The organism is Tunicatimonas pelagia (genome assembly GCF_030506325.1).
GTDB lineage: Bacteria > Bacteroidota > Bacteroidia > Cytophagales > Cyclobacteriaceae > Tunicatimonas > Tunicatimonas pelagia.
Window position 1 is genome coordinate 139,329 of the sequence record NZ_CP120683.1, and the last position, 21,126, is coordinate 160,454.

Annotated in this window: 12 protein-coding genes; 8 read left to right on the plus strand and 4 right to left on the minus strand. The window is 45.1% G+C overall.

Features of this window, described 5'->3' with window-relative positions; all coding sequences use genetic code 11:
- Positions 1 to 14 precede the first annotated feature (14 nt).
- The 3 genes from P0M28_RS00510 to P0M28_RS00520 are packed head-to-tail and all read right to left on the minus strand — an operon-like array spanning position 15 to position 2,624.
- Positions 15 to 554: a nuclear transport factor 2 family protein gene (locus P0M28_RS00510; protein WP_302207383.1), complete on the minus strand. Its 540-nt coding sequence runs from the start codon at positions 552 to 554 to the stop codon at positions 15 to 17.
- Positions 554 to 2,257 (minus strand): M56 family metallopeptidase, encoded by a 1,704-nt coding sequence (locus P0M28_RS00515; RefSeq protein ID WP_302207384.1) that lies wholly within the window; start codon positions 2,255 to 2,257, stop codon positions 554 to 556. Before P0M28_RS00515 ends, P0M28_RS00510 begins: the two co-directional genes overlap by 1 nt.
- Positions 2,250 to 2,624: a BlaI/MecI/CopY family transcriptional regulator gene (locus tag P0M28_RS00520; protein WP_302207386.1), complete on the minus strand. Its 375-nt coding sequence runs from the start codon at positions 2,622 to 2,624 to the stop codon at positions 2,250 to 2,252. The genes P0M28_RS00515 and P0M28_RS00520 overlap by 8 nt, the downstream gene beginning before the upstream one ends.
- Before the next feature lie 231 nt (positions 2,625 to 2,855).
- On the opposite strand from P0M28_RS00520, the gene P0M28_RS00525 reads away from it, so the two are divergent.
- The 5 genes from P0M28_RS00525 (at position 2,856) to malQ (ending at position 12,691) form a co-directional block, all read left to right on the plus strand.
- A complete protein-coding gene (locus P0M28_RS00525; protein ID WP_302207387.1) occupies positions 2,856 to 3,350 on the plus strand; it encodes a hypothetical protein in 495 nt (164 codons plus the stop codon).
- A gap of 406 nt (positions 3,351 to 3,756) precedes the next feature.
- The gene (gene treZ, locus P0M28_RS00530) at positions 3,757 to 5,598 is read left to right on the plus strand and encodes a malto-oligosyltrehalose trehalohydrolase (protein WP_302207389.1); all 1,842 of its coding nucleotides are present in this window, start codon (positions 3,757 to 3,759) and stop codon (positions 5,596 to 5,598) included.
- Positions 5,599 to 5,769: 171 nt separating this feature from the next.
- The gene (locus P0M28_RS00535) at positions 5,770 to 8,232 is read left to right on the plus strand and encodes a DUF3536 domain-containing protein (protein ID WP_302207391.1); all 2,463 of its coding nucleotides are present in this window, start codon (positions 5,770 to 5,772) and stop codon (positions 8,230 to 8,232) included.
- A 149-nt stretch (positions 8,233 to 8,381) separates the two neighbouring features.
- Positions 8,382 to 11,120, plus strand: a complete 2,739-nt coding sequence (gene treY / locus P0M28_RS00540; RefSeq protein ID WP_302207393.1) for a malto-oligosyltrehalose synthase — start codon at positions 8,382 to 8,384, stop codon at positions 11,118 to 11,120.
- Positions 11,117 to 12,691: a 4-alpha-glucanotransferase gene (malQ, locus tag P0M28_RS00545; RefSeq protein WP_302207394.1), complete on the plus strand. Its 1,575-nt coding sequence runs from the start codon at positions 11,117 to 11,119 to the stop codon at positions 12,689 to 12,691. Before treY ends, malQ begins: the two co-directional genes overlap by 4 nt.
- A gap of 184 nt (positions 12,692 to 12,875) precedes the next feature.
- On the opposite strand, the gene P0M28_RS00550 is transcribed toward malQ, so the two are convergent.
- On the minus strand, positions 12,876 to 14,528 hold the full coding sequence (locus P0M28_RS00550) for a hypothetical protein (RefSeq protein WP_302210954.1): 1,653 nt from the start codon (positions 14,526 to 14,528) through the stop codon (positions 12,876 to 12,878).
- A 717-nt stretch (positions 14,529 to 15,245) separates the two neighbouring features.
- Between P0M28_RS00550 and P0M28_RS00555 the strand changes: the two genes are divergently transcribed.
- The 3 genes from P0M28_RS00555 to P0M28_RS00565 all read left to right on the plus strand — a co-directional run bounded on the left by P0M28_RS00555 (position 15,246) and on the right by P0M28_RS00565 (position 21,041).
- On the plus strand, positions 15,246 to 15,833 hold the full coding sequence (locus tag P0M28_RS00555) for an aspartyl/asparaginyl beta-hydroxylase domain-containing protein (protein ID WP_302207395.1): 588 nt from the start codon (positions 15,246 to 15,248) through the stop codon (positions 15,831 to 15,833).
- 309 nt (positions 15,834 to 16,142) lie between these two features.
- Positions 16,143 to 18,539, plus strand: coding sequence for an ABC transporter permease (locus P0M28_RS00560; protein WP_302207396.1), 2,397 nt, complete (start codon positions 16,143 to 16,145; stop codon positions 18,537 to 18,539).
- A gap of 99 nt (positions 18,540 to 18,638) precedes the next feature.
- A complete protein-coding gene (locus P0M28_RS00565; protein WP_302207397.1) occupies positions 18,639 to 21,041 on the plus strand; it encodes an ABC transporter permease in 2,403 nt (800 codons plus the stop codon).
- The last annotated feature ends 85 nt before the right edge of the window (positions 21,042 to 21,126 follow it).

The following is a 21,126-nucleotide window of genomic DNA, read 5'->3' on the forward strand; positions in this document are numbered from 1 at the left end:
CTGGGTGAGGTTGCTTATTCACCGTTGTGGCCTATTCCCGTATTTTGAAACAGCCCCTTGGGCTGAATCACATCAACTCTAACTACTTTTTCGTTCTCAAATGTGAAAACTTCTACGATATTTTGTCCAACCTTGTCAGCTTCTTCAAACCAAACTTTATCGTGCATAATCACTTTGTTGTCTATTTCTACCAGATGCTGTATTTCCGAACGAACATTGGGGTGACTCTCAAAGTGTTTAGCTCTGTTCTTCATTAAATTCGCTCTTCCGTCAACCTTCATTTCCGATTCTACGAATACTTGAACTTCGTCAGCAAAGCCTTTTACATATTTTTTAGCATCCTGTTCATTCACCGCATCTATCATTTCCTTAATGATTCTGCTTTGCTCGCCAGTAATTTCATATTTGGGTGGTTGCTCAACATTGCATCCGACTGTAACAAAAAAGGTCAGTAGCGTAATTTGTATTATTCTTCTCACTAGTTCGTCACAATTAATAAAATGGTAACAGGACTCATCGAAGAGTCCTTTATTAATAGCAAAAAATGTCTTCACTAATCTTCCGCGATTGAAATAGCCATCGGTGCTTCCTTTTTGAGGGCAGAATACATCTCTGCGTATTTTTTATCCGTGCCTTTTTTTTCAAAAATATCCCAATAACCTTCGCCGTATCTTGCTTGGGTTCGCTCTTCGTATAGCTGATAGAAGGCTTTTTGGAGATGATGCACGTTCGTTAGGTACTCGCCATAGGTATTATCATCGCTAAATCGGGCACTTACTACGTAATTGGTTTTTTGCTGAGCTACCTGATCTTTCACAAAGTCATATGTCTTCTGCTGATTTGCCAAACCAGTATTTTCGCCCATAACAACTTTTAAGAGGTTCAGATTATTTTCTCTAGCGTATTCATCGGTAACGATCGGAACACTCAATTCTGAATTATTTTCGGGAAGAGGAGGAAGCATTAACCGTACATTTGTTGACTGTCCATCTGACGTTTGTCCTATGTACAGCACCTTGAGTTGATTGGCTCTTCGCATTTCTCGCTGTACTTTCCTCACCAACGACATTAACTGGGTTCGATCAATTGTTAGAACCATAACGATTCTCTCTTCTGCCTCTTTTTCTAATACTGAAGCAAGTTCATCAAGCTCGACCACTTCACCATTGACAGTAACTATATTTTCATTCACAGTTATGTCTACGGTGGCAGTTGGATCAGACAACTTAAAATGAGAAGCAGTAATTACTGGTACATCAATTTCTTGGCTAACACCAGTTGTAGAAGCTTCCGTCTCAAGCAGCATCTGCTCATCAAGCTTGGAGTTACACTGCACAATTACTAAGCTAAAACCTAGTACTGCAAATAGAGTTAGGACTACTTTGGCTTTGCCTGCCCATCCTGATTTTTTTACGTTCATCATGGTTATTCTCTTTTTAATGAATGATAAATTAAAATGATGTATCAACCCGTAGGAGTTGGTGCTGACCAATTGCCTCAAAAGCAAGGTTTGATACGCAACTAAGGAGTAACCCTGATCGATCGTTTTTTTGTCTGCTATGTATTCATGCGTTGTTTTTAGGGATTTTATCAGTTGCCAGACCACCGGATTAAACCAGAGTACCGCCGCTGAAAGTTGAACAAATAATAAATCTACCGAATGCCTTTCTCGGATATGCACCTTTTCGTGGGCCAGTATTTGGGCAAAGTCTTCACCCAGCACTATATCTTGATGTACAAAGACAGAGTTCAGGAAAGAAAAAGGAGCAGTTGAGTGTGAAACTTTTACCACTCTCACTTCATCAATTACTTCTGTTTCATTACGAATCATTAGTCGGTGAACCCAAATGTACAGCCCGATAAGCCGAAAAATCACTACCGCGAAGCCAATTCCATAAATAGCAAGAGCAATAGTTATTAGTGAAGAATAGAAACTGGTTTGTTCTTGAACTAATACTTTCTCACCGTCTGGTTCAGCAGTATGATTTTCTATATTGGCTGACCAACTCTCAAATGCATCGTAGTAGAAGAATCGGACTTCACTCAGTTCCTCAATAGGCTCATTTATCGCACTGCCAAATGAGAGTGATACATCAAAACTCAACAACGGGAACAAGAAGGAAAACACCGGAATAGCCAGCAGAAAAAAACGGTTAAGCCCGAAGAAAGTCTCCTTACGAAGCAATAGTAAATACAAAGCATAAAGTACTACCAGTATCACACTAGCTTCCAACAAGTATACAATCAAGCTAGTCATCTTTCTTTAACTTTAAGTCCTTCAGCATTTTCATCACTTCATCTAGCTCTTTTTCGTCCAGCTTTTTACTTTCCGAAAAGAAGTTGACAACTTGCTTGAGCGAATTATTGTAGTAATCCGATACCAGACGGGAAAGCTGCCCTTTGCGGTACTCCTCCTTAGAAATGAGTGGATAGTACTGGTACGATTTTCCGTAGGCTTGATAGTCTACAATATTTTTCTGCACCAGTACCCGCACAATGGTTGACACCGAATTGTAAGGAGGTTTTGGGTCGGGGTACTGCTCGATAATATCCTTGATAAAACCGCGCTCAATATCCCAGAGAATTTTCATAATCTTCTCCTCAGCCTTAGTTAAAGTCGTCATCACTTGTTGAGTTTTATTGATCAGCAAGACAAGTGTACAACTTAATTTTAAGTTAATCAACTTATTTATAAATAATTTAACTTAAAATTAAGTTTCTAGTGAAATCTAGGGCTTTGCTAATGATATTCTCTTCAGAAAAATTATTGTTGGAACGATGTAAGTGTTATTTCTTCCAACGATTTTCTGAATTTGACCGTCTTTATGCTAACTGGTCAGGTTAATCAACTCACAATGAAAAGCATTTGCTTCTTTGCACTACTTCTTTGGCTCTGCAATATTGCTCCTGCTTACAGCCAAAGTGGCTTGGATAGTATCTCTCCCCCGTCTACTTCTAAAATTAAGTGGATGGAGCGACAAGGGTTTCCGGTTACCCATTATCAATGGAATGAGCCCGAGGTGAACCTTCGTTTGCAAAAAGCCCTAAAGTACCGGAGCCGCTCCCAGCTTTATGTTATCAGTGGCTCAGGGTTGGTGCTCTCGGGAGTGGCACTAACCACCGCGGGTTTTTTCGGATTTATGTTTGAACTACTCTTTGCGCCAGTATTTGCTTCAAGTGGTGATTATAAATCTAATTTTTCTCGTTATGGTACCATAATGATTATAGGAGGTATTTCGGCAGGCACCGGAATTACGCTTACACTGACTGGAGGACAGTCTAACTGGAGAAAGGCGCAGAGAGAGATGAGACAAGCCCGAAGAAAATACGATTCTAGTCAGCGCCCCTAATCCTTCAAACCATATATTTACGCTAGTAAAACCACTAGTGCCTTGTCAAGTTTAAAGCAGGTATCCTGGTTGGGTTCCAAAAACATCATCGCAATCATTGGCGGTAATAGGAAGCGATCTCATGCACAAGTGGGCACAGAATAGAGGGGTTTAGATAGCCAAACCGCATCAATCAAGCCACATTAACTTCGCTATTCTATCGTAGAATGACCACCGTGAGGGCATAGAAAAAATAGAATCTATCAGCTTTACATGATACTCCGCCAATAAACAGTCTACTTAATATCAGTTATTTGTAATTTCACTTTTTAATACCCTACCAAACGGCGAACTTTATTGAATAATATTCGTTTTAGCATCTTTAACTAATGCGTACTACCGCAATTTTTTAGTAATACTTTTTTTCATGCAACCCACTCTTGGAGCTAACCATCAATCAGGTAAAACCACTTTTACAGTTTGGTCACCCTTGGCAAAATCACTAGAGGTTATTATCAGCGGTAAAGATACGCAGCCACTAACAGTAGGTGATTTCGGTTACTGGACAAGTTCTGAAATGGATACCGTTCAGCCGGGCGATCGCTACCAGTATCGTATTGATGGCGGATCCCCTCGCCCCGACCCGGCCGCGCTTTCGCAGCCCGACGGAGTGCACGGTGCTTCGGCAGTGGTAGATTTGCCAGCGTTCAACTGGTCGGATACTCACTGGCAGGGAATTGCTCTGCGAGACATGATTATCTACGAACTGCACGTAGGCACCTTTACGCCCGAGGGTACTTTTGAAGCGATTATTGGTAAGCTAGACTACTTAAAAGATCTGGGCGTTAACACCATTGAGCTAATGCCCATCGCCCAGTTTCCGGGAAACCGTAATTGGGGCTACGATGGGGTTCATCCTTACGCAGTTCAGCACTCTTACGGCGGAGCAGTTGGCCTTCAGAAGCTAGTGAATGCCTGTCACCAACAAGGCATCGCGGTACTGCTAGATGTGGTTTATAATCATTTGGGGCCAGAGGGTAATTACCTCTCGGAGTTTGGCCCTTACTTTACCGATAAACACCATACACCTTGGGGGTTAGCAATAAATTTTGATGATGCCTACTGTGACGGAGTACGGCACTATTTTCAGCAAAATGCCCTGATGTGGTTACGCGATTTTCACATTGACGGACTACGCCTCGATGCTATTCACGCTATTAAAGACTCGGGTGCTAAACACTTCTTAGCCGAGTTGAGTCAGGCTAAAGAGTTACTATCCGAGCAAACCGGACGAAACTACGTGCTAATCGGCGAATGTGACCTGAACGATCATAAGTATATTAGTCCGCAACAAGTTGGTGGCTACGGCCTAGACGGACAGTGGATTGATGAGTTTCATCACGCATTGCACACCATGCTTACCGGAGAAGATGACGGTTACTACGCCGATTTCAGTGACTTTTCCCATCTAGCAAAAGCTTACGAAAAAACCTATGTGTACGACGGTATTTATTCGCCCTACCGCAAACGCACGTTCGGCAATAGTGCCGAAGGCCGCCCCCACTCCCAATTCGTAGTATTCGCTCAGAACCACGATCAGGTGGGTAACCGAATGCTGGGCGACCGACTTACCGAAACCTTGCCTTTTCCCGCGTTGAAACTAGCGGCTGGAGCAGTATTGGTTTCACCTTACGTTCCTATGCTATTTATGGGCGAAGAGTACGGGGAAACCCGACCGTTTCAGTACTTTGTCAGTCACACTGACCCTGAGTTAGTGGAGGCCGTACGGCAGGGACGGAAACGGGAGTTTGCGTATTTTCAGAAAGAAGATCAGGAAGTGCCCGACCCACAATCCGAAGAAACATTTAACCACTCTAAACTATCGTGGGATTGGTCAGTACTAGAGTCACAGTTATTATTCAAGTATTATCAGGCACTAATTAAATTACGCAAAGAACTTCCAGCTTGGCAAGACGATAGCCGACCAGCCCTAGAAGTTACAGTACCAGAGCCTAAGATTATCTTACTCACCCGGCAACATACGGCCGATGAGTCGGTAGCTCCTACGCTCATTGTGCTTAACTTCTCCAAGAGATCAACCCTATTCACTTTACCAATGAGTCGCGATGAAACCTACGAGAAAATTTTCGATTCGGAAGATACTGCCTGGGGCGGAGAAGCTCCGCAGGCTAATCTTATAATGGCCCACGACACTTCAAGCCAGCTACTTCCCTACAACCTAGCCATCTACCAGCGCAGCACCGAATAATGAGCAATGAGCAATGAGCAAAATTACGAGGTCCAAGTTTGGAAAAACAACGCATCAAAAATAAATTCCGGTCTCCGGTCTCCGGTCTCCGGTCTCCGGTCTCCGGTCTCCGGTCTCCGACATCCAAGTATGACAATCAAGCAATCGAACTATTGAACAATCGATATAATTATGAGCAATAAAAATAAGTACGTTTGTATTCACGGGCATTTTTACCAACCTCCTCGCGAAAACCCCTGGTTGAACCGGGTAGAGGTACAAGATTCGGCCTATCCGTTCCACGACTGGAATGAGCGAATCACGGCCGAGTGCTACTCCCGGAACTCGGCGGCTCGAATTCTGGATGAAAAAAGACGCATTCAGGATATCATCAACAACTACGCTAAAATCAGCTTCAACTTTGGCCCCACGCTGTTGCAGTGGATGAAATTGAAGGCCCCCGACGTGTACGAAGCCATTCTGGAAGCCGACCGACTTAGCCAAGAACAATTCAGTGGGCACGGTTCGGCCATTGCCCAGGCGTATAATCACCTAATTGTTCCGTTGGCTAACGCCCGCGACCAAGAAACGCAGGTACTCTGGGGGATCCGCGATTTTGAAGCACGCTTTAAGCGCTACCCCGAAGGAATGTGGCTGCCCGAGACCGCCGTAAATACCGAGACGCTAGAAGTGTTGGCCAAGCACGGCATTAAGTACACCATACTCTCTCCTTACCAAGCCCTAAAAGTTCGGAAGATTGGAGCGAAAGACTGGCAGGATGCTACCGGAGCCAAGGTTGATCCTCGTCGTCCTTATCTTTGCAATCTTCCTTCCGGGCAAACGATCGCTTTGTTCTTTTACGATGGGCCGGTCTCTCAGGGAATTGCGTTTGAAGGATTGCTTAACAACGGAGCAGCCTTCGCCGGACGACTAATGGATCAGCTCGACCACGGTGATAAGAAACCGCAGATTATGCACATTGCTACCGACGGAGAAAGCTACGGCCACCACCACCGCTACGGTGAAATGGGTCTCTCCTACTGTCTGCATCAAATTGATAATGACCCGAACGTATCCTTAACTATCTACGGTGAGTTTTTGGAAAAGCACCCCCCGGAGTACGAAGCCAAAATTATAGAAAATACCGCCTGGAGCAGCACGCCTCACCTAGAACGATGGTCAGAAAATGGTGGCGGAAATACCGGAGGGCACCCGGAGTGGCATCAACACTGGCGAAAACCGCTCAGAGAGGCCTTTGACTGGCTACGCGATACCGTTAATCCCATCTACGAACAAGAAATTCAGTCATTAGGAGTTGACCCGTGGTATCTTCGCAACGAGTACATCACGGTGATACTAGACCGTTCCCGCGAAAATGTGGAGCAGTTTATTACTCAACATTTTGGTTCGGATTTGACCAATCAACAAAAGATCAAGATTCTGAAACTGCTGGAAATACAGCACCACGCCATGCTGATGTACACTAGTTGCGGTTGGTTCTTCGATGAGGTTACAGGCATTGAAACCATGCAAGATATTTTGTACGCCGCCCGGGTGCTTCAGCTTATTGAGGACGTAACCGGCACAAATTACGAACGTCATTTTCTGGAACTATTGGCGAAGGCTGAGAGTAATATCCCGGAACATCAGAACGCAGCGGTGGCTTACGAATTATTTGTACGCCCCTCTATTGTCGATATGCCCCGGGTGGGTGCCCACTACGCCGTTTCCTCGCTTTTCACCGAATATCCCGAGCAAACTCGTATCTATAGCTACGATGCCAAAGCGGAGAACTTTGAGTTACTAGAAGCTGGTAAATACAAACTTGCCATTGGCAAGGCCGTGCTAAACTCGGAGGTAACGCTTGAAGAAGCCCAGATTACCTTCGCTACATTACACTTGGGCGATCATCATCTGTTTGGAGGAGTGCGCGACTATTTTGGCGAAGATGCTTTTCAAGCCATGCGAAATGAAGTGGTTCCCGCTTTCAAGAAAAGTAGAGTACACGAAGCGATTGTGTTGCTAGATAAGCATTTTGGCACCCACAATTACTCGTTTTGGCATCTGTTTAAAGACGATCAGAAGAAGATTCTTAGTCAAGTGCTCGAGCAGACCCTAACCTCAGTAGAAGGAACCTTCCGTCGGGTGTACGAAGATAATTACTCGCTACTGCAAGCAATGAAAGAGCTTAGCATCGATCCTCCTAAACCGTTGAAATTTCCGGGTGAGTTCACGATCAATGCTAACCTGCGCCGCTTGCTACAAAGCGATGAAATTAATATGCGGGAGCTGAATATGCTCGCCGACAGTCTGGAGCATCTGTCGGTAGAAATTGATCATGTGGGACTGAATTACCAAGCAGCCGAACGTATCAATCAGCTTATGAGAAATTTTAAGAATGATCCGGAAAACGATCAGTTGATGCACAAAGTGGTTCAGTTGATTCAGGCCTGTAAAAAGGTGCATCTTGCTCCTGACCTGTGGGAAGCGCAGAATATCGCTTTCACTACGTATCACCAGAATTATCGTCAGAAATGCCAACTTCGTGATGCCGACGATGAAGAAGCACGCGCCTGGTGCAGTGCCTTCGAGACGCTATTCCGAGAACTTAACATTCACGTAGTTGATGATGCCCCCGTACCTCAGCTTTCATAATTTTAGTTATTGGAAACGGGAGGCCGGAGTCAGGAGGCCGAACCTCAGATTACCCTGGGACAAACTGATCATAAGTAATATTTCATGTTTTTCCGGACTCCGGTATCCGGTCTCCCGTTTCCGTCCTTCATCATCCATGTCAATTAATTATGTACATCCCCCAATCAACCTACCGCTTACAGTTTCACGCCGACTTTAACCTGAGTCGCTTGCGAGATATTTTAGATTATCTGCAAGCGTTAGGGATTTCTACCGTATACGCCTCCCCTATTCTGGCCGCCCGGCTGGGCAGCACCCACGGCTACGATGTGATTGACCCACTTCAGATTAATCCTGAAATAGGAACCGAAGCCGCGTTAACTGAGATTGCTGAAGAACTTCGGAAGCGGAATATTGGCTGGATTCAGGATATTGTACCTAACCACATGGCCTTCGATCCGGCTAACCCCTGGATTACCAGTCTGCTGGAACTGGGGCCTCGTTCTCCGTATTTCGAGCACTTCGACGTAGATTGGTGGAATGAGCACCCGGATAATTACGGTAAGCTAATGCTGCCCATATTAGGCGAATCGCTGACTAGCGTACTGGATTCTGATCAACTTCGGCTTTCTTTCGACGACTTGGGCTTGGCGGTTCGTTATTACGAAAACCGAATACCGCTCAGCGCAGCTTCGTATACCGGAGTTCTTACCAACATTATTGACCAAACTAGTGATCCCGAAGATAAAGCGCAATTCACTAGGCTCCTAGTTGCTTTAGAACCATTCGCTCTAGACATTGCGGGTGCAGCCAACCCTGATGAGTGGCATCACTTCAAAAATCAGTGGCAAGATGTGTTCCTGAAAGATAAGTTTCGTTTAACGCTTACCGAAGCTATTGAGCAGCTTAACGATAATGATGCGTTTATTCAAGAATTGCTCGATAAGCAGCACTTTCGGTTGGTTTACTGGAAAAAAACTGAGCGAGAAATCTACTACCGCCGATTCTTCACCGTAAACGATCTTATCTGCCTCAACATGCAGAACCCTACCGTATTTGATGATTATCATCAGTTGTTGAGCGCGCTCATTCAGAAAGATATTATTCAGGGCTTACGCATCGATCATGTTGATGGACTTTTTGATCCTACCCAGTACCTGGAACGACTGCGTAATTTAGTAGGCAGTGATACTTACTTAGTGGTAGAGAAAATTCTTGAGGAAGAAGAGGTAATTCCAAATGAGTGGCCTATTCAGGGAACCACCGGCTACGATTTTTTGGTACAGGTGAACCGGTTTTTTAGTAGCTCCACGCAGTCCGATCAACTAAGCAAACTCTATCGGCTGTGGGAGCCTGAAGAGCGATCGTACACTGATATTGTATACGATAACAAAATGTTCATTTTTCGGGAGCGGATGCAGGGCGAACTGAATAATCTTTTTCGCTCGCTAGAAACACTCAAGATTATTCCCGAAGCAAACACAGCTTCTTCCGAAGAGTTGCAGGCAGCACTGGCTCATATGCTGGTGGCTTTTCCGGTTTACCGTATTTACGATAACCAGCTACCGCTCGCCGAAGAATCGCTTCAGTTGCTGGGTAAGATTTTTTCTGAAGCCCAAAATAAAGCTCCGCAGCTCTCAGCAGCATTTGATACGCTACGCGCTATTTTCAACGGAGTGCCCGATAAAAGTGAAGAGGTTAATAAAAATACCCTGTATTTTATTCAACGCTGCCAGCAATTTTCCGGGCCACTAGCGGCCAAAGGCATTGAAGATACTACTTTTTACCAGTATTATCGGCTGATTTCGCGCAACGAGGTAGGCGATAACCCCGATCACCTGGGAATGATCACTAATGAACTTCATCAGTGGTTGCAGTCGCGCTCTTTACTGACTATGAACGCCACGTCTACCCACGATACCAAACGCGGTGAAGATGCCCGCATCCGAATTAATACGCTGAGCGAACAGGTAGATGAATGGACGAAGTTGAGCACCAAGTGGAAGAATGACCATCGGCAGTACTGCACTGAAGTAGCCGGAAAGTGCTACCCTACCAATAATGATGTTTACTTCGTCTATCAGACCTTAGTAGGAACCTACCCGTTTCATATCTCTCCGCTAGAAGACAATTATACCGAACGTCTAGGCAACTATTTGGAAAAAGCCGTCCGAGAAGGCAAGGCAAATACGAACTGGTCGTCACCCAATGCCGATTATGAGAAAAGTCTGGCGGACTTTACCAAAAGCATACTCAGCAATGCTGACTTCCTGGCGGAGTTAACTGATTTTGCCCAACCACTGGCGCGTAAATCGGTAACGTATTCTTTAGGTCAGACCGTACTAAAAGCAATGGCTCCGGGTGTACCCGACATTTACCAAGGAACCGAGTTTTGGGATTTAAGCATGGTTGACCCCGATAATCGCCGTCCGGTAGATTACTCCGCCCGCAGGCTTTTACTTGAGCAGTTTTCTCAAGACTCCGACACCTTATCGCAAGCCCGACAGTTAATCGCTAACCCTGATGATCCGGCGATTAAAATGTATACGCTCTACCACAGTTTGCAACTACGAAAGCGATGGCCCGCGCTATTCGCGGAGAGCTATTATCAACCACTGAAAGTTACCGGAAAGTATGCAGCTCACGTATTGGCGTTCTTGCGTCGCCACCAAGATCGTTTCGTACTCGTCGTCATTCCCCGGGAAGTTATTCAACTACTATCCGAAGACTCATACTTCCTGCTCGGGGCACAATGGGAAGATACGGAGGTAGCTATACCGGAGCTTCCGGCTGGTTTCTGGCGCCATGAGTTCACTGGCGAGATTGTTCACCGTTCGGAAACATCTCTTCCAATTTCTGCTATCTTGCAACATTTCCCGATTGCTATTCTAACTAACCAACAATCATGATAACCCAACGGCGGAGTGGCGTCTTACTTCATATTACTTCATTACCTTCGGAACACGGCATTGGGAACTTAGGCCCCGAAGCCTACCGCTTTGCTGACTTTATGCAGCGCAGCGGGCTTACCTACTGGCAAATCCTTCCGCTAAATCCGGTAGATCAAGGCAGTGGTTACTCACCCTACAGTGGCCTTTCTGCCTTCGCGGGTAATCCCTTGCTCATCAGCCCGGAGCTACTAGTGAAAGACCGTCTGTTGCGAAAAGAAGAAGCAGCAGTCTCTACCCGTTTTCGGGCGGATCAAGTAGATTTTAAGAAAGTAGTGCCCGCCATTCGTGCGTGGCTCGACTTGGCGTTTACCCGATTTGCCCGCAGTAAAAGCAAGCGTCTACGCCAAGCCTACGAGCAGTTTTGCATGTACGAGGCCGATTGGTTGGATGACTTCGCTGACTTCACGGCTTTTCGCCAGCACTTCGGGGGCAAGAGCTGGGAAAAATGGCCATCAGAAATTCGTGATCGAGATGTGTTGGCGATGGATGAGCTAAAGACAAAAGTGCGAAAGGGTATCGATCAGACCAAGTTTGAACAGTTCATCTTTTTTCGTCAGTGGAATACGCTCAAAGTCTATTGTCAAAAAAAGGGGGTTAAGTTTTTAGGTGATATTCCGTTTTACGTAGGCTACGACAGTGCCGATGTGTGGGCGCATCAGGAGATATTTAAACTCAAAAAGTCTAAGCTGCCCAAGACCGTCGCGGGAGTGCCTCCCGATTACTTTAGTGAAACCGGGCAGCTCTGGGGTATGCCTATATTCAACTGGAAGGAGCTGCAAAAGAAAAACTACCACTGGTGGATGCACCGGGTCAGTCATAACTTAGCCATGTTTGATCTGGTTCGACTAGATCATTTCCGAGCCTTCTCTGCTTTCTGGGAGGTAAATGCTTCCGAAAAAACTGCCATTAACGGTAAATGGAAAAAGGGACCGGCCGACAAATTTTTTAGACGCCTAAAAAAGAAGCACCGAAAGCTACCAATTATTGCCGAAGACTTGGGCGATATTGACCAACCCGTGCATGATCTGATGAGTGAGTTTGGTTTGCCCGGCATGAAGGTACTACACTTTGCTTTCGGCCCCGGTATGCCCAAGAGTGGCTATATTCCTCATCATCATGTGCCCAACACAATTGTGTACACTGGAACCCACGACAATAACACGAGCCGGGGCTGGTTTAAACGCCTGAGGGTAACTGACCAAAATAATGTATCCAGCTATTTGCAGCAGCCGGTAACGGAACAAAACGCGGCTTACCTACTAAGCTGCTTAGCGATGCAATCGGTGGGCAAACTCTGTGTTATTCCTATGCAGGATTTTCTAAACCTAGGAGAAGAAGCTATTATGAATCGCCCTTCTACTCCGAGCGGCAACTGGGGCTGGCGCATGAAACCCGATGCCATCACCACTCCCCTAGCCCGGCAGATAAAAAAAATGAACCAGCTCTACGACCGTCTACCGGAACCCATAGTGCTAAAGAAAACCCCTCGTAAGTCGGCCAAGAAAAAAGCAAAAGCGACTGATTCTTGAATGTCAATCAACGGCTCACAGTCCACGGTCAACAGTCTATAGTCCACAATGGTCATTCGTCCTTTGTCGCTAGTCATTGGTTGGTCATTAGTCATTGCTAATTGCTCACTGCACATTGTTCATTGCTGATTGCTCCCCGCCAACAATCCATTATCACCCCTTTCATATTTTCACTGCTAATTCCTCACTGCTCAGTAATTACTTTCACTCCCTTGAACATAAACGGGTTATCGCTGAGCCTCAACTTCTGGCCGCTAGCAATAGTAACATTCTTGAGAATTACTTCTTGTGTTTTGACGTAGGGAAACTTCTCTCGGTAAGAATTGTCCGTCATCTCCGGGTTAAAATCGGCAAAAATAGCCGGCCCCGGGTAGTCTTCTGGGTGATTAGAGTCGTCGATGTGAAGATTCTCGATAGTAATTCGTTGGGGCATGTAGCAAACGTATCCGAAATTATGCTGACCAGTATAGTGGCCACTGATTAGACTAGCGGTGCTTGGTCTACCGCCATTGGGCACAAACACACAGTCCCGAATTACAAATTCGCCTTGCCAGGTACTGCCGTAGTCGGGGCGTAGGTTAATAAGACTTCTACCTCGGATGGTGCTATTCTCTACGGTGAAGGTTCCCGTACCAATGGCATTAATGCCCATATGCCCCAGCGTAGAATTGCGGATGGTAGCATTGGCCACCCCCATATGGGCATCGAACCGAGAAAGGGTGCAGCTATCGTAGAGCAGATTCTTGCAGTAATTTGATCCTAAAATTCCCCAGTAAGTACGGTCATTAATGTCATTAGTCTGGCTACAGTTTACAAACGATACATTCAGCGCGCGAGTGACCGAAAGATCGTAGGAACCCATTGAGACGAGCTTCCCGGCTCGGCCAATAGTTCGGTAGGTTTTATGTCCGGTTAGGATGGTATTCTGAACCGTGACGTGCGAGCAGTCGCGAATATTGAGAAAACCACCGTAGGGTGCTCCATGTTCGCCTTCGCCCGTAATGCGATGCTCTAATTGGTCTACCAGCACATTAGAACGCCTGATGGCTATATTCCGACTGTAGTAGGTGTACTTGGACTCTGCCTGATTGGCAATGGTAGTAAAACGTCCTCCGGTAATACGTAACGTATCTTCATCAATAGGCAGTGCGGTGATCTCCGTAATCTGATCAAAACTCCAAATAATCGGAGTGTTTATGTCCACATTACCATCTTTATCAACAACGAAGATATCCGTCTGAGGGGCACCATTGTTTTGATTTAGCCCGTAGCGGATATACCGTCGTACGGTAGAATCAGTAACCGTAATCAAGCAGGGCTCTGGCAGGGAAATAGTAATTTTTGCTTGATTCTTTTTCAGAGAGTTGATCCCAGTAGGGTTGAATGCTTGCTTACTAGAACTAACCATAAAGATCGAGGCTTCACGGTTTTGCACCTCAGTATCATCAATAATGAAGGCGGCTGTACCAAAATCAGTATCGGTTTGGATAACTGCAGTTCGCTCCTTACCACCAATGTAATAAGTAGCTTCTTCGTTGGCCTTCACGCGTAAGTTATGTTGATTGGCAAATGCGTGGGTCGCCACAATGGCATCCATATCATCGGTTTTACCATCGCCTTGGGCACCAAAATCACGATAACTAACGAGTCCGGCAGTTTTAAACTTAGCTGCATCTTTCGGCGATACATTCACCTGCAACGCTCCGCTTTTACTGGTGTGTACTTTTGTTTTCTTCTTTTCAGAAGTAATCACTACATTTTCAGAGGGGTTGCCCGTTTGGCCCACTGCTACCACTACACTGGTTAGCAGGAAGAAAAATAAGAGGCAGTATTTCATCATAAGTGTAGATAGCTGGTTGTTGAGTGAATCGTATGACAAACTGATCATTCTCGCGCACAAACGCAAAATACGATCTCGCTGGCGATAAAGAAAGCCCAGCTCATCGGATATTGCCACCCTCAATAAAATCGGGAGTAATCGGCTAAACGTCGACAATGCTTATTATCAGGCCAAGGGGTTAGTACCCTGTAAAGTAAACAATTATACATTTTAAATGTCATTGCGAGCGTTCTACGCTGGATGAGGAACGAGCATGGCAATCTTGCACTACGGCGAGCGGTACGTGAGATTGCGGCATCGGCCGTCCGACACGCTGCTCATTCTTCACAGCTCGCAATGACGGCACTAACACAGCATACAGAAACTTATTTTACAGTGTAGTTAGTAAGCAGTAAGACAAAATACGTTATGCATTTTCCCCCGCGCCGTGTAGGCTTTTTTAAAGGAGGTAGGGGATTTCTAGCATTTATTTTTCCTATTCAGCCAAATAGCTATCATCAATTTGATCTTGTCTTACTGCTTACGTAGTGTTATCATAAGTAAAAAATGAAGTTTGACACATGTTCGCAAAGTAGTGCGTGTCTGTGACCAAGAAAAAAAACAGGCCGATTAAAAAAAATATTTTTTTTTAGAAGAAGCAGTTACGTTCGGTCTACCCACAGCGACATAGGGGCATTAAAAGCATTTTTAAAACCAATTTAACGAGATAACAAAATGAAGTACTTTAAGCGCATCAAACAGAACATCCCTACCCAGCCTTTTTTAGATCAAATAAATTCCATTGAGGATGCCTGGGCTGGCTCGACCGGACGCCAAGATAAAATAGCAGTACAACGCGAAGCGCTTGCCATCCCCCTACGTGGCTTGAGAAAATCGGCCATTGGTGATAGAAAGCGTCGGGATGTACACGAAAGCCGATGGACTACTGGCAGTCAACAGTACCCTCTCTTTGTTGAGTTTCTAAACAACTTTGCCCAAGAACGAAATGAAATTTTGGGACGGGCTAAGGTCGTCTGTTTACCCGCTGGTAAGCAGGTATACCCGCACATTGATCGGGGTGAATACTATCGCGTTCGTAATCGTTATCATTTTGTTTTGCACTCAAGCCTGGGGTCCTGGATGAAAACGGGTGATGAAGAAGTACGTATGCAGGAAGGTGAGCTATGGTGGTTTGATAACAATCAAATGCACGAAGCCCGCAACGATGGCGATCAGGATCGTATCCACGTGATTTTTGATATGCTGCCAGCTGAACTGGAGGAGGAAGTATTCGGAGCGCAAAGCAGTAGTCTGGCATCCTGAAAAAATATCTAATCACAGAAAGTGAAATATCAAATGAGACTCCTTTGTTGTTCACCCAGATGTCGGTCGCGGTGATCCAAAGGAGCCTCTCTTCCATCATCTGGGAGATCCAGGATATTTATGGATAATTAGTTAACAAAATCACTCAGCTAGCAGTCAAACCCAGAGCAACTAGGTCTAGAAAAATAGTATCCTAGCTCGTTTAGCTACCACTCACTGCACTCTGGCGGTCGTTGACTGCAAAATGATAGTTTTTCCGAGACTCATTAGATAGTTTAGATGATGGGTAATGATTGTGAATAATGAACGATGAAAAGCATTACTCATCCATCATTAGTCATTATGATAAAGAACTATCTCAAAATCGCCTACCGCAACTTTATCCGAAGTAAAACCTATTCCTTCATCAATGTGCTTGGCCTAGCTCTCAGTATGTTTTGCGCCATACTGATTATCCTCTGGATTCACGATGAGCTGAGCTACGAATCATTCTGGCCGAACTCCAAGCAGATTTATCGTTTAGTCCAGGCTCCAGAAATGAGCGATGGCACTGTGTTCAAAGCAGCCGCCAATACAGCATCTACCCCCGAGCTACTGAAAGAACAGTTTCCTGGCATCGATGAGTACACTCGCTTTCGCCCTTTCCCCGGTCGATCCTTAGTTGAGTACGGCGAGGCGAAGTTCTACGAAAATACTACCTACGTAGACTCGACCTTCTTTCAAGTTTTTCAACTTCCCTTCATTATTGGAAACCCGGCTACCGCACTCGATGATCCTAACTCAGTAGTCATCAACGAACAACTAGCCCAAAAGTACTTTGGTGAGAATTGGCAGCAAGAAGACATCTTAGGCAAGATACTGACGATTGACCAAAATCTTAATTTTGCCATTAGCGGGGTTACTGAGAATTTACCAACCAATACTCATTTTCAGTTCGATATTCTGCTACCATTCCGCAAGTTATACGAACTCGGTTTTAATTTGAGTAATGACAATAACTACTACTACGCTTACTTTTTGCTAGGTCAAGATGTGAATGGAGACGCTCTTTCGGAGAAAATCACTGAATTCGCCAGAGTAGACGAAGATCTTAACGACTACTTCTATCTGCAAGCACTAGATGATATCCACCTCTACTCTAACTTCGATATTGATGTATACGGCAGCACCGAACCTCGCTATCCCTACGTCAATATTTTTATTGTAGTGGCACTGGCTATTCTCCTGATTGCCAGTATCAATTTCATGAATCTCTCTACCGCTCAATCCGAACGAAGAGCCAAGGAAATTGGATTGCGGAAAGCCGTGGGTTCGCAGCGCAGCCAAATTATTGGGCAACTACTGAGCGAATCAGTACTGTTATCATTACTGGCTTTAGTAGTCGCCACTGGAACCGTGTTACTATCTTTATCGGCCTTTAACGAGATGGTGGGAAAGACTATTGCGCTGAGTTCCGAAAAATGGATTATTGGCATCAGCTTTATTGTAGGAACGGTACTAATTGGTTTGATAGCCGGTAGCTACCCCGCGTTAGTTTTGTCAGCGTTTAAGCCCGCGCAAGTGCTTAAAGGTGGTCTCTCCGCAAAGCAGGGAGGTACGCTGTTTCGTCGGGTACTGGTTGTTACTCAGTTTGCTGTCACCATTATCCTAATCTTGGGTACTACGGTGGTATATCGGCAATTTCAGTACTTTGTAGAAAAAGATTTGGGCTACGATAAAGACTTACTAGTGTATATGCCGATCCGAGGTGATATACGGAACAACTACGATGGGTTTAAAAACGATATACTGCAACAACCTGCTATCAAGGGACTTACTACTTCTTCTGATATTCCTACCTATACAATAAGTGCTTCTACCGTTGATTGGGAGGGTAAAAATGAAGACGATAATATCTTATTTCATCACTTTTCGGTGGACTTTGATTATATAGAAACTTTGGGGTTGGAACTGCTAGAAGGAAGAGCTTTCTCACCCGACTTCCCAGCCGATTCATCCAACTACATCTTGAATGAAGAAGCACTAAAGTTCACTGGATTTAATGATCCTATTGGAAGGACGTTTAACCTGGGTGGAAATGAAGGCACTATTGTAGGTGTCGTTAAGGACTTTAACTTTAAGTCGTTACACCAGAAAGTAGAACCGTTGGCACTACACATGATTTTTCGCCCTTCGTATATTATGGCAAACGTAGCTCCCGGAAACACAACAGCTTCCCTAAACTTACTAGAGCAAGCTTGGAAAACGCATAACCCTAACTATCCGTTTGAGTACCGCTTCATGGATGAAGAGTACGAGCAGTTGTATCAATCGGAGAAACGTATGTCGGACGTTTTTGGCTACTTCACCTTCTTCACCCTATTCATTGCCTGCCTTGGTCTGATTGGCCTCATCAACCACATGCTTGAAAAACGCAAAAAAGAGGTTAGTATCCGGAAAGTACTGGGAGCTTCTATTTCCAGCATTCTGTCACTTCTCTCCAAAGAATACATTCGCCTCATTCTGATTGCGTTTTTCATTGCTATTCCAATCGCCCACTACTTCATCAGCGATTGGCTAGACAATTACGCTTACCAAGTGGATATTCATTGGTGGCTATATCTAGTACCCGGAGTTTTAGTTCTACTGTTCGCTTTACTTTCCGTAGGAGGGCAAACATTGAAAGCTGCTCACCAAAACCCCGTTGAGAATTTGCGAAACGAGTAAGTCAATGTACAATGAGCAATGAACAGTGAACAATTAATATGTTGTAAACCATACCATTAATTGCACATTGCACACTGTTCTTTGCCAATTGAATAAGTTATGATCAGAAACTATTTGAAAACTGCCCTTCGCCGAATTAGCCGAGACAAAGGCTTAGCATTTATCAAAGTGCTCGGGCTGAGCATTGGCATTACCTGCTGCTTGGTCATTTATACATTCGTGTCCTACGAGCTTAGCTTTGACCAGCACCACGAAAAAGCTGACCAGATTTACCGAGTAGTGCAACATACAAAGTATACTGATGATACCTATTACTGGAGTTCCACTGCTTATCCCCTAGCCGAAGCTCTACGTAATGATTTTCCTAATGATTTGTCACTCGTTACCCAAACAGCGGGTCCGGTTACGCGCAACTTCGGTCTGGCTGATTCGGATAGTGAACTGGATAAATTTGATGAAGAGCAAGTACTGTTCGTTGACCCGTATTTCTGGCAGGTGTTCGATGTAAACTGGTTGCAGGGTAATTCTGAAACGGCTTTTTCAAATATGAACTCAGCGGTACTGACTAAAAGCTTGGCAGTCCAGGTATTCGGAAAAAGTAGCGTTGAAGCCAACAAAGTAATTGGAAAAATACTTCAACTTAACCATAAAGATGCGCTACAAATAACCGGAGTGGTGGACGATCCACCGGTAACTTCTTCTATTCGGTTTCGGATGCTAGTCCCTTACGAATTCTTCCGAGTCAATAATCCCTACTTTGCTGAAAACTGGTCAGGTAACTATCAGGGTACTACTTACATTATTCCGCAGGCTGATACTCCGGTGAGTGAATTGGAACGGCAAATCGATACCTGGAAATCGAAGTATCTGGATGAGCAGGATCGGCAGCGGATTAGTTATGCGCTTCAACCACTACCGGAAATCCACACCGAAACGTTGTACAGTACCAGCATCAATAGCTATACCATGCCAATGAAAGTCACTCGGTCGGCTAGCTGGATTGGTATATTCATTCTGTTAATCGCCTGTATTAACTTTATCAATCTGGCGATGGCTCAGGCTTCTCGGCAAGCCAAAGAGGTAGGAGTCAGAAAAGTACTGGGTGGAAGTCGAGTGCAGCTCTTCACGCAGCATCTTAGTGAAAACAGTCTGATTGTAGGAGGTGCCATTGTTATATCACTATTGTTGACTACTTTCTGCCTACGTCAGATCAATGATTTACTCGCCGTCTTTCGGCTAGAGTTATCGTTAAGCAGCAATATTATCGGAATTAGTTTGCTACTGGCTTTGATAGTAAGTGCTCTGGCTACCGTGTACCCAGCTCTAGTCGTCTCAGCCTTTGAGCCAGTGAAGGCACTAAAAGGCAATATCGTCTCGTTTCGGGATCGCAGCTTTGGCTTGCATAAGTCGTTAATTGTGCTTCAGTTTTCTATTGTGCTGGTATTAGGAACCTGTGCACTAGTAGTGTACCAACAGTTAAAGTACGTTCAGGACATCGACCTAGGATTTACTACCGAAGCAATCGTCACTACTAAAGTACCGAGTGAACAACAGACTGAAGCCCTGCGAACTCGCCTTCTAAATCAACCAGCGATTACCGAAGTAACCCTGGCTACGGGTGCCCCTACCGCTACCGGAATCCGCAACGGCACTACCGCTCGCCTCCCCCACCAAACCGAAGTAGACGGTATAGAATCTGAGATGAAGAGCATTGATTTGCACTATTTAGATTTCTATCAACTAGAACTGATTGCCGGAAGAAACTTCACGCGAACTAGCACCCAGTTTGACGAATTTATTGTAAACGAAACACTTGCCAACGCCCTCTTTACATCACCCGAAGCAGCCTTGGGACAGGAATTAGATATTAACGAAGGGCGAGCCACAATTGTGGGAGTGGTAAGAGATTATCACAACAATTCATTGCAGGAAGAAATAAGCCCCGGTGTTTTCATTAATTGGGACTACGGTATTTATGAAGCAGCGGTCAGATTATCGGGCTTGTCGGATGGACTGGCCCAGCTGAAAGAAGGTTGGGAAGCGGTATTTCCTCAACGTGTTTACGAATACGCTTTTCTAGACGATCAGTTAGCCTCCAGTTATCAGTTGGAACAAATGATCCTGCGAGGCTTTACGATCTTCGCCATCCTAGCTATCCTGATTGCCTGCTTAGGCTTGATCGGGCTTACTACTTTTAGCCTGACCCGCCGAACCAAAGAAATTGGTATCCGCAAGGTGCTGGGAGCCACGGTGCAGCAGGTCTTCGCGCTGCTTTCTCAGCAGTACCTCAAACTCATTATTATTGCGGCCGTCATTGCCGTTCCGGTTGCCAATTATTTTCTGGCCGATTGGCTAGCCGATTTCGCTTACCGAATCACGATAGCTTGGTGGTTCTTTGTGCTACCAACGGCTATGGTTTTACTAATTGCTTTAATTGCTATCAGCACTCAGACCCTTCAAGCAGCCACCCGGAACCCGATGGATAGTTTACGGAATGAATAATTCAAACAATGAACAGAGAACAATTAGCAGTGAACAATTGAAGCTAACAACTTCCTAATTAAGTTACTGCACATTGCTAATTGCT

What these genes read in the sequence shown, in the direction of transcription:
- P0M28_RS00560 (WP_302207396.1), top strand. Translation starts at nt 16,143, where the DNA reads ATGAAAAGCATTACTCATCCATCATTAGTCATTATGATAAAGAACTAT.
- P0M28_RS00525 (WP_302207387.1), top strand. Translation starts at nt 2,856, where the DNA reads ATGAAAAGCATTTGCTTCTTTGCACTACTTCTTTGGCTCTGCAATATT.
- treZ (WP_302207389.1), top strand. Translation starts at nt 3,757, where the DNA reads ATGCAACCCACTCTTGGAGCTAACCATCAATCAGGTAAAACCACTTTT.
- P0M28_RS00515 (WP_302207384.1), bottom strand. Translation starts at nt 2,257, where the DNA reads ATGACTAGCTTGATTGTATACTTGTTGGAAGCTAGTGTGATACTGGTA.
- P0M28_RS00550 (WP_302210954.1), bottom strand. Translation starts at nt 14,528, where the DNA reads ATGAAATACTGCCTCTTATTTTTCTTCCTGCTAACCAGTGTAGTGGTA.
- malQ (WP_302207394.1), top strand. Translation starts at nt 11,117, where the DNA reads ATGATAACCCAACGGCGGAGTGGCGTCTTACTTCATATTACTTCATTA.
- P0M28_RS00535 (WP_302207391.1), top strand. Translation starts at nt 5,770, where the DNA reads ATGAGCAATAAAAATAAGTACGTTTGTATTCACGGGCATTTTTACCAA.
- P0M28_RS00555 (WP_302207395.1), top strand. Translation starts at nt 15,246, where the DNA reads ATGAAGTACTTTAAGCGCATCAAACAGAACATCCCTACCCAGCCTTTT.
- P0M28_RS00520 (WP_302207386.1), bottom strand. Translation starts at nt 2,624, where the DNA reads ATGACGACTTTAACTAAGGCTGAGGAGAAGATTATGAAAATTCTCTGG.
- P0M28_RS00565 (WP_302207397.1), top strand. Translation starts at nt 18,639, where the DNA reads ATGATCAGAAACTATTTGAAAACTGCCCTTCGCCGAATTAGCCGAGAC.
- treY (WP_302207393.1), top strand. Translation starts at nt 8,382, where the DNA reads ATGTACATCCCCCAATCAACCTACCGCTTACAGTTTCACGCCGACTTT.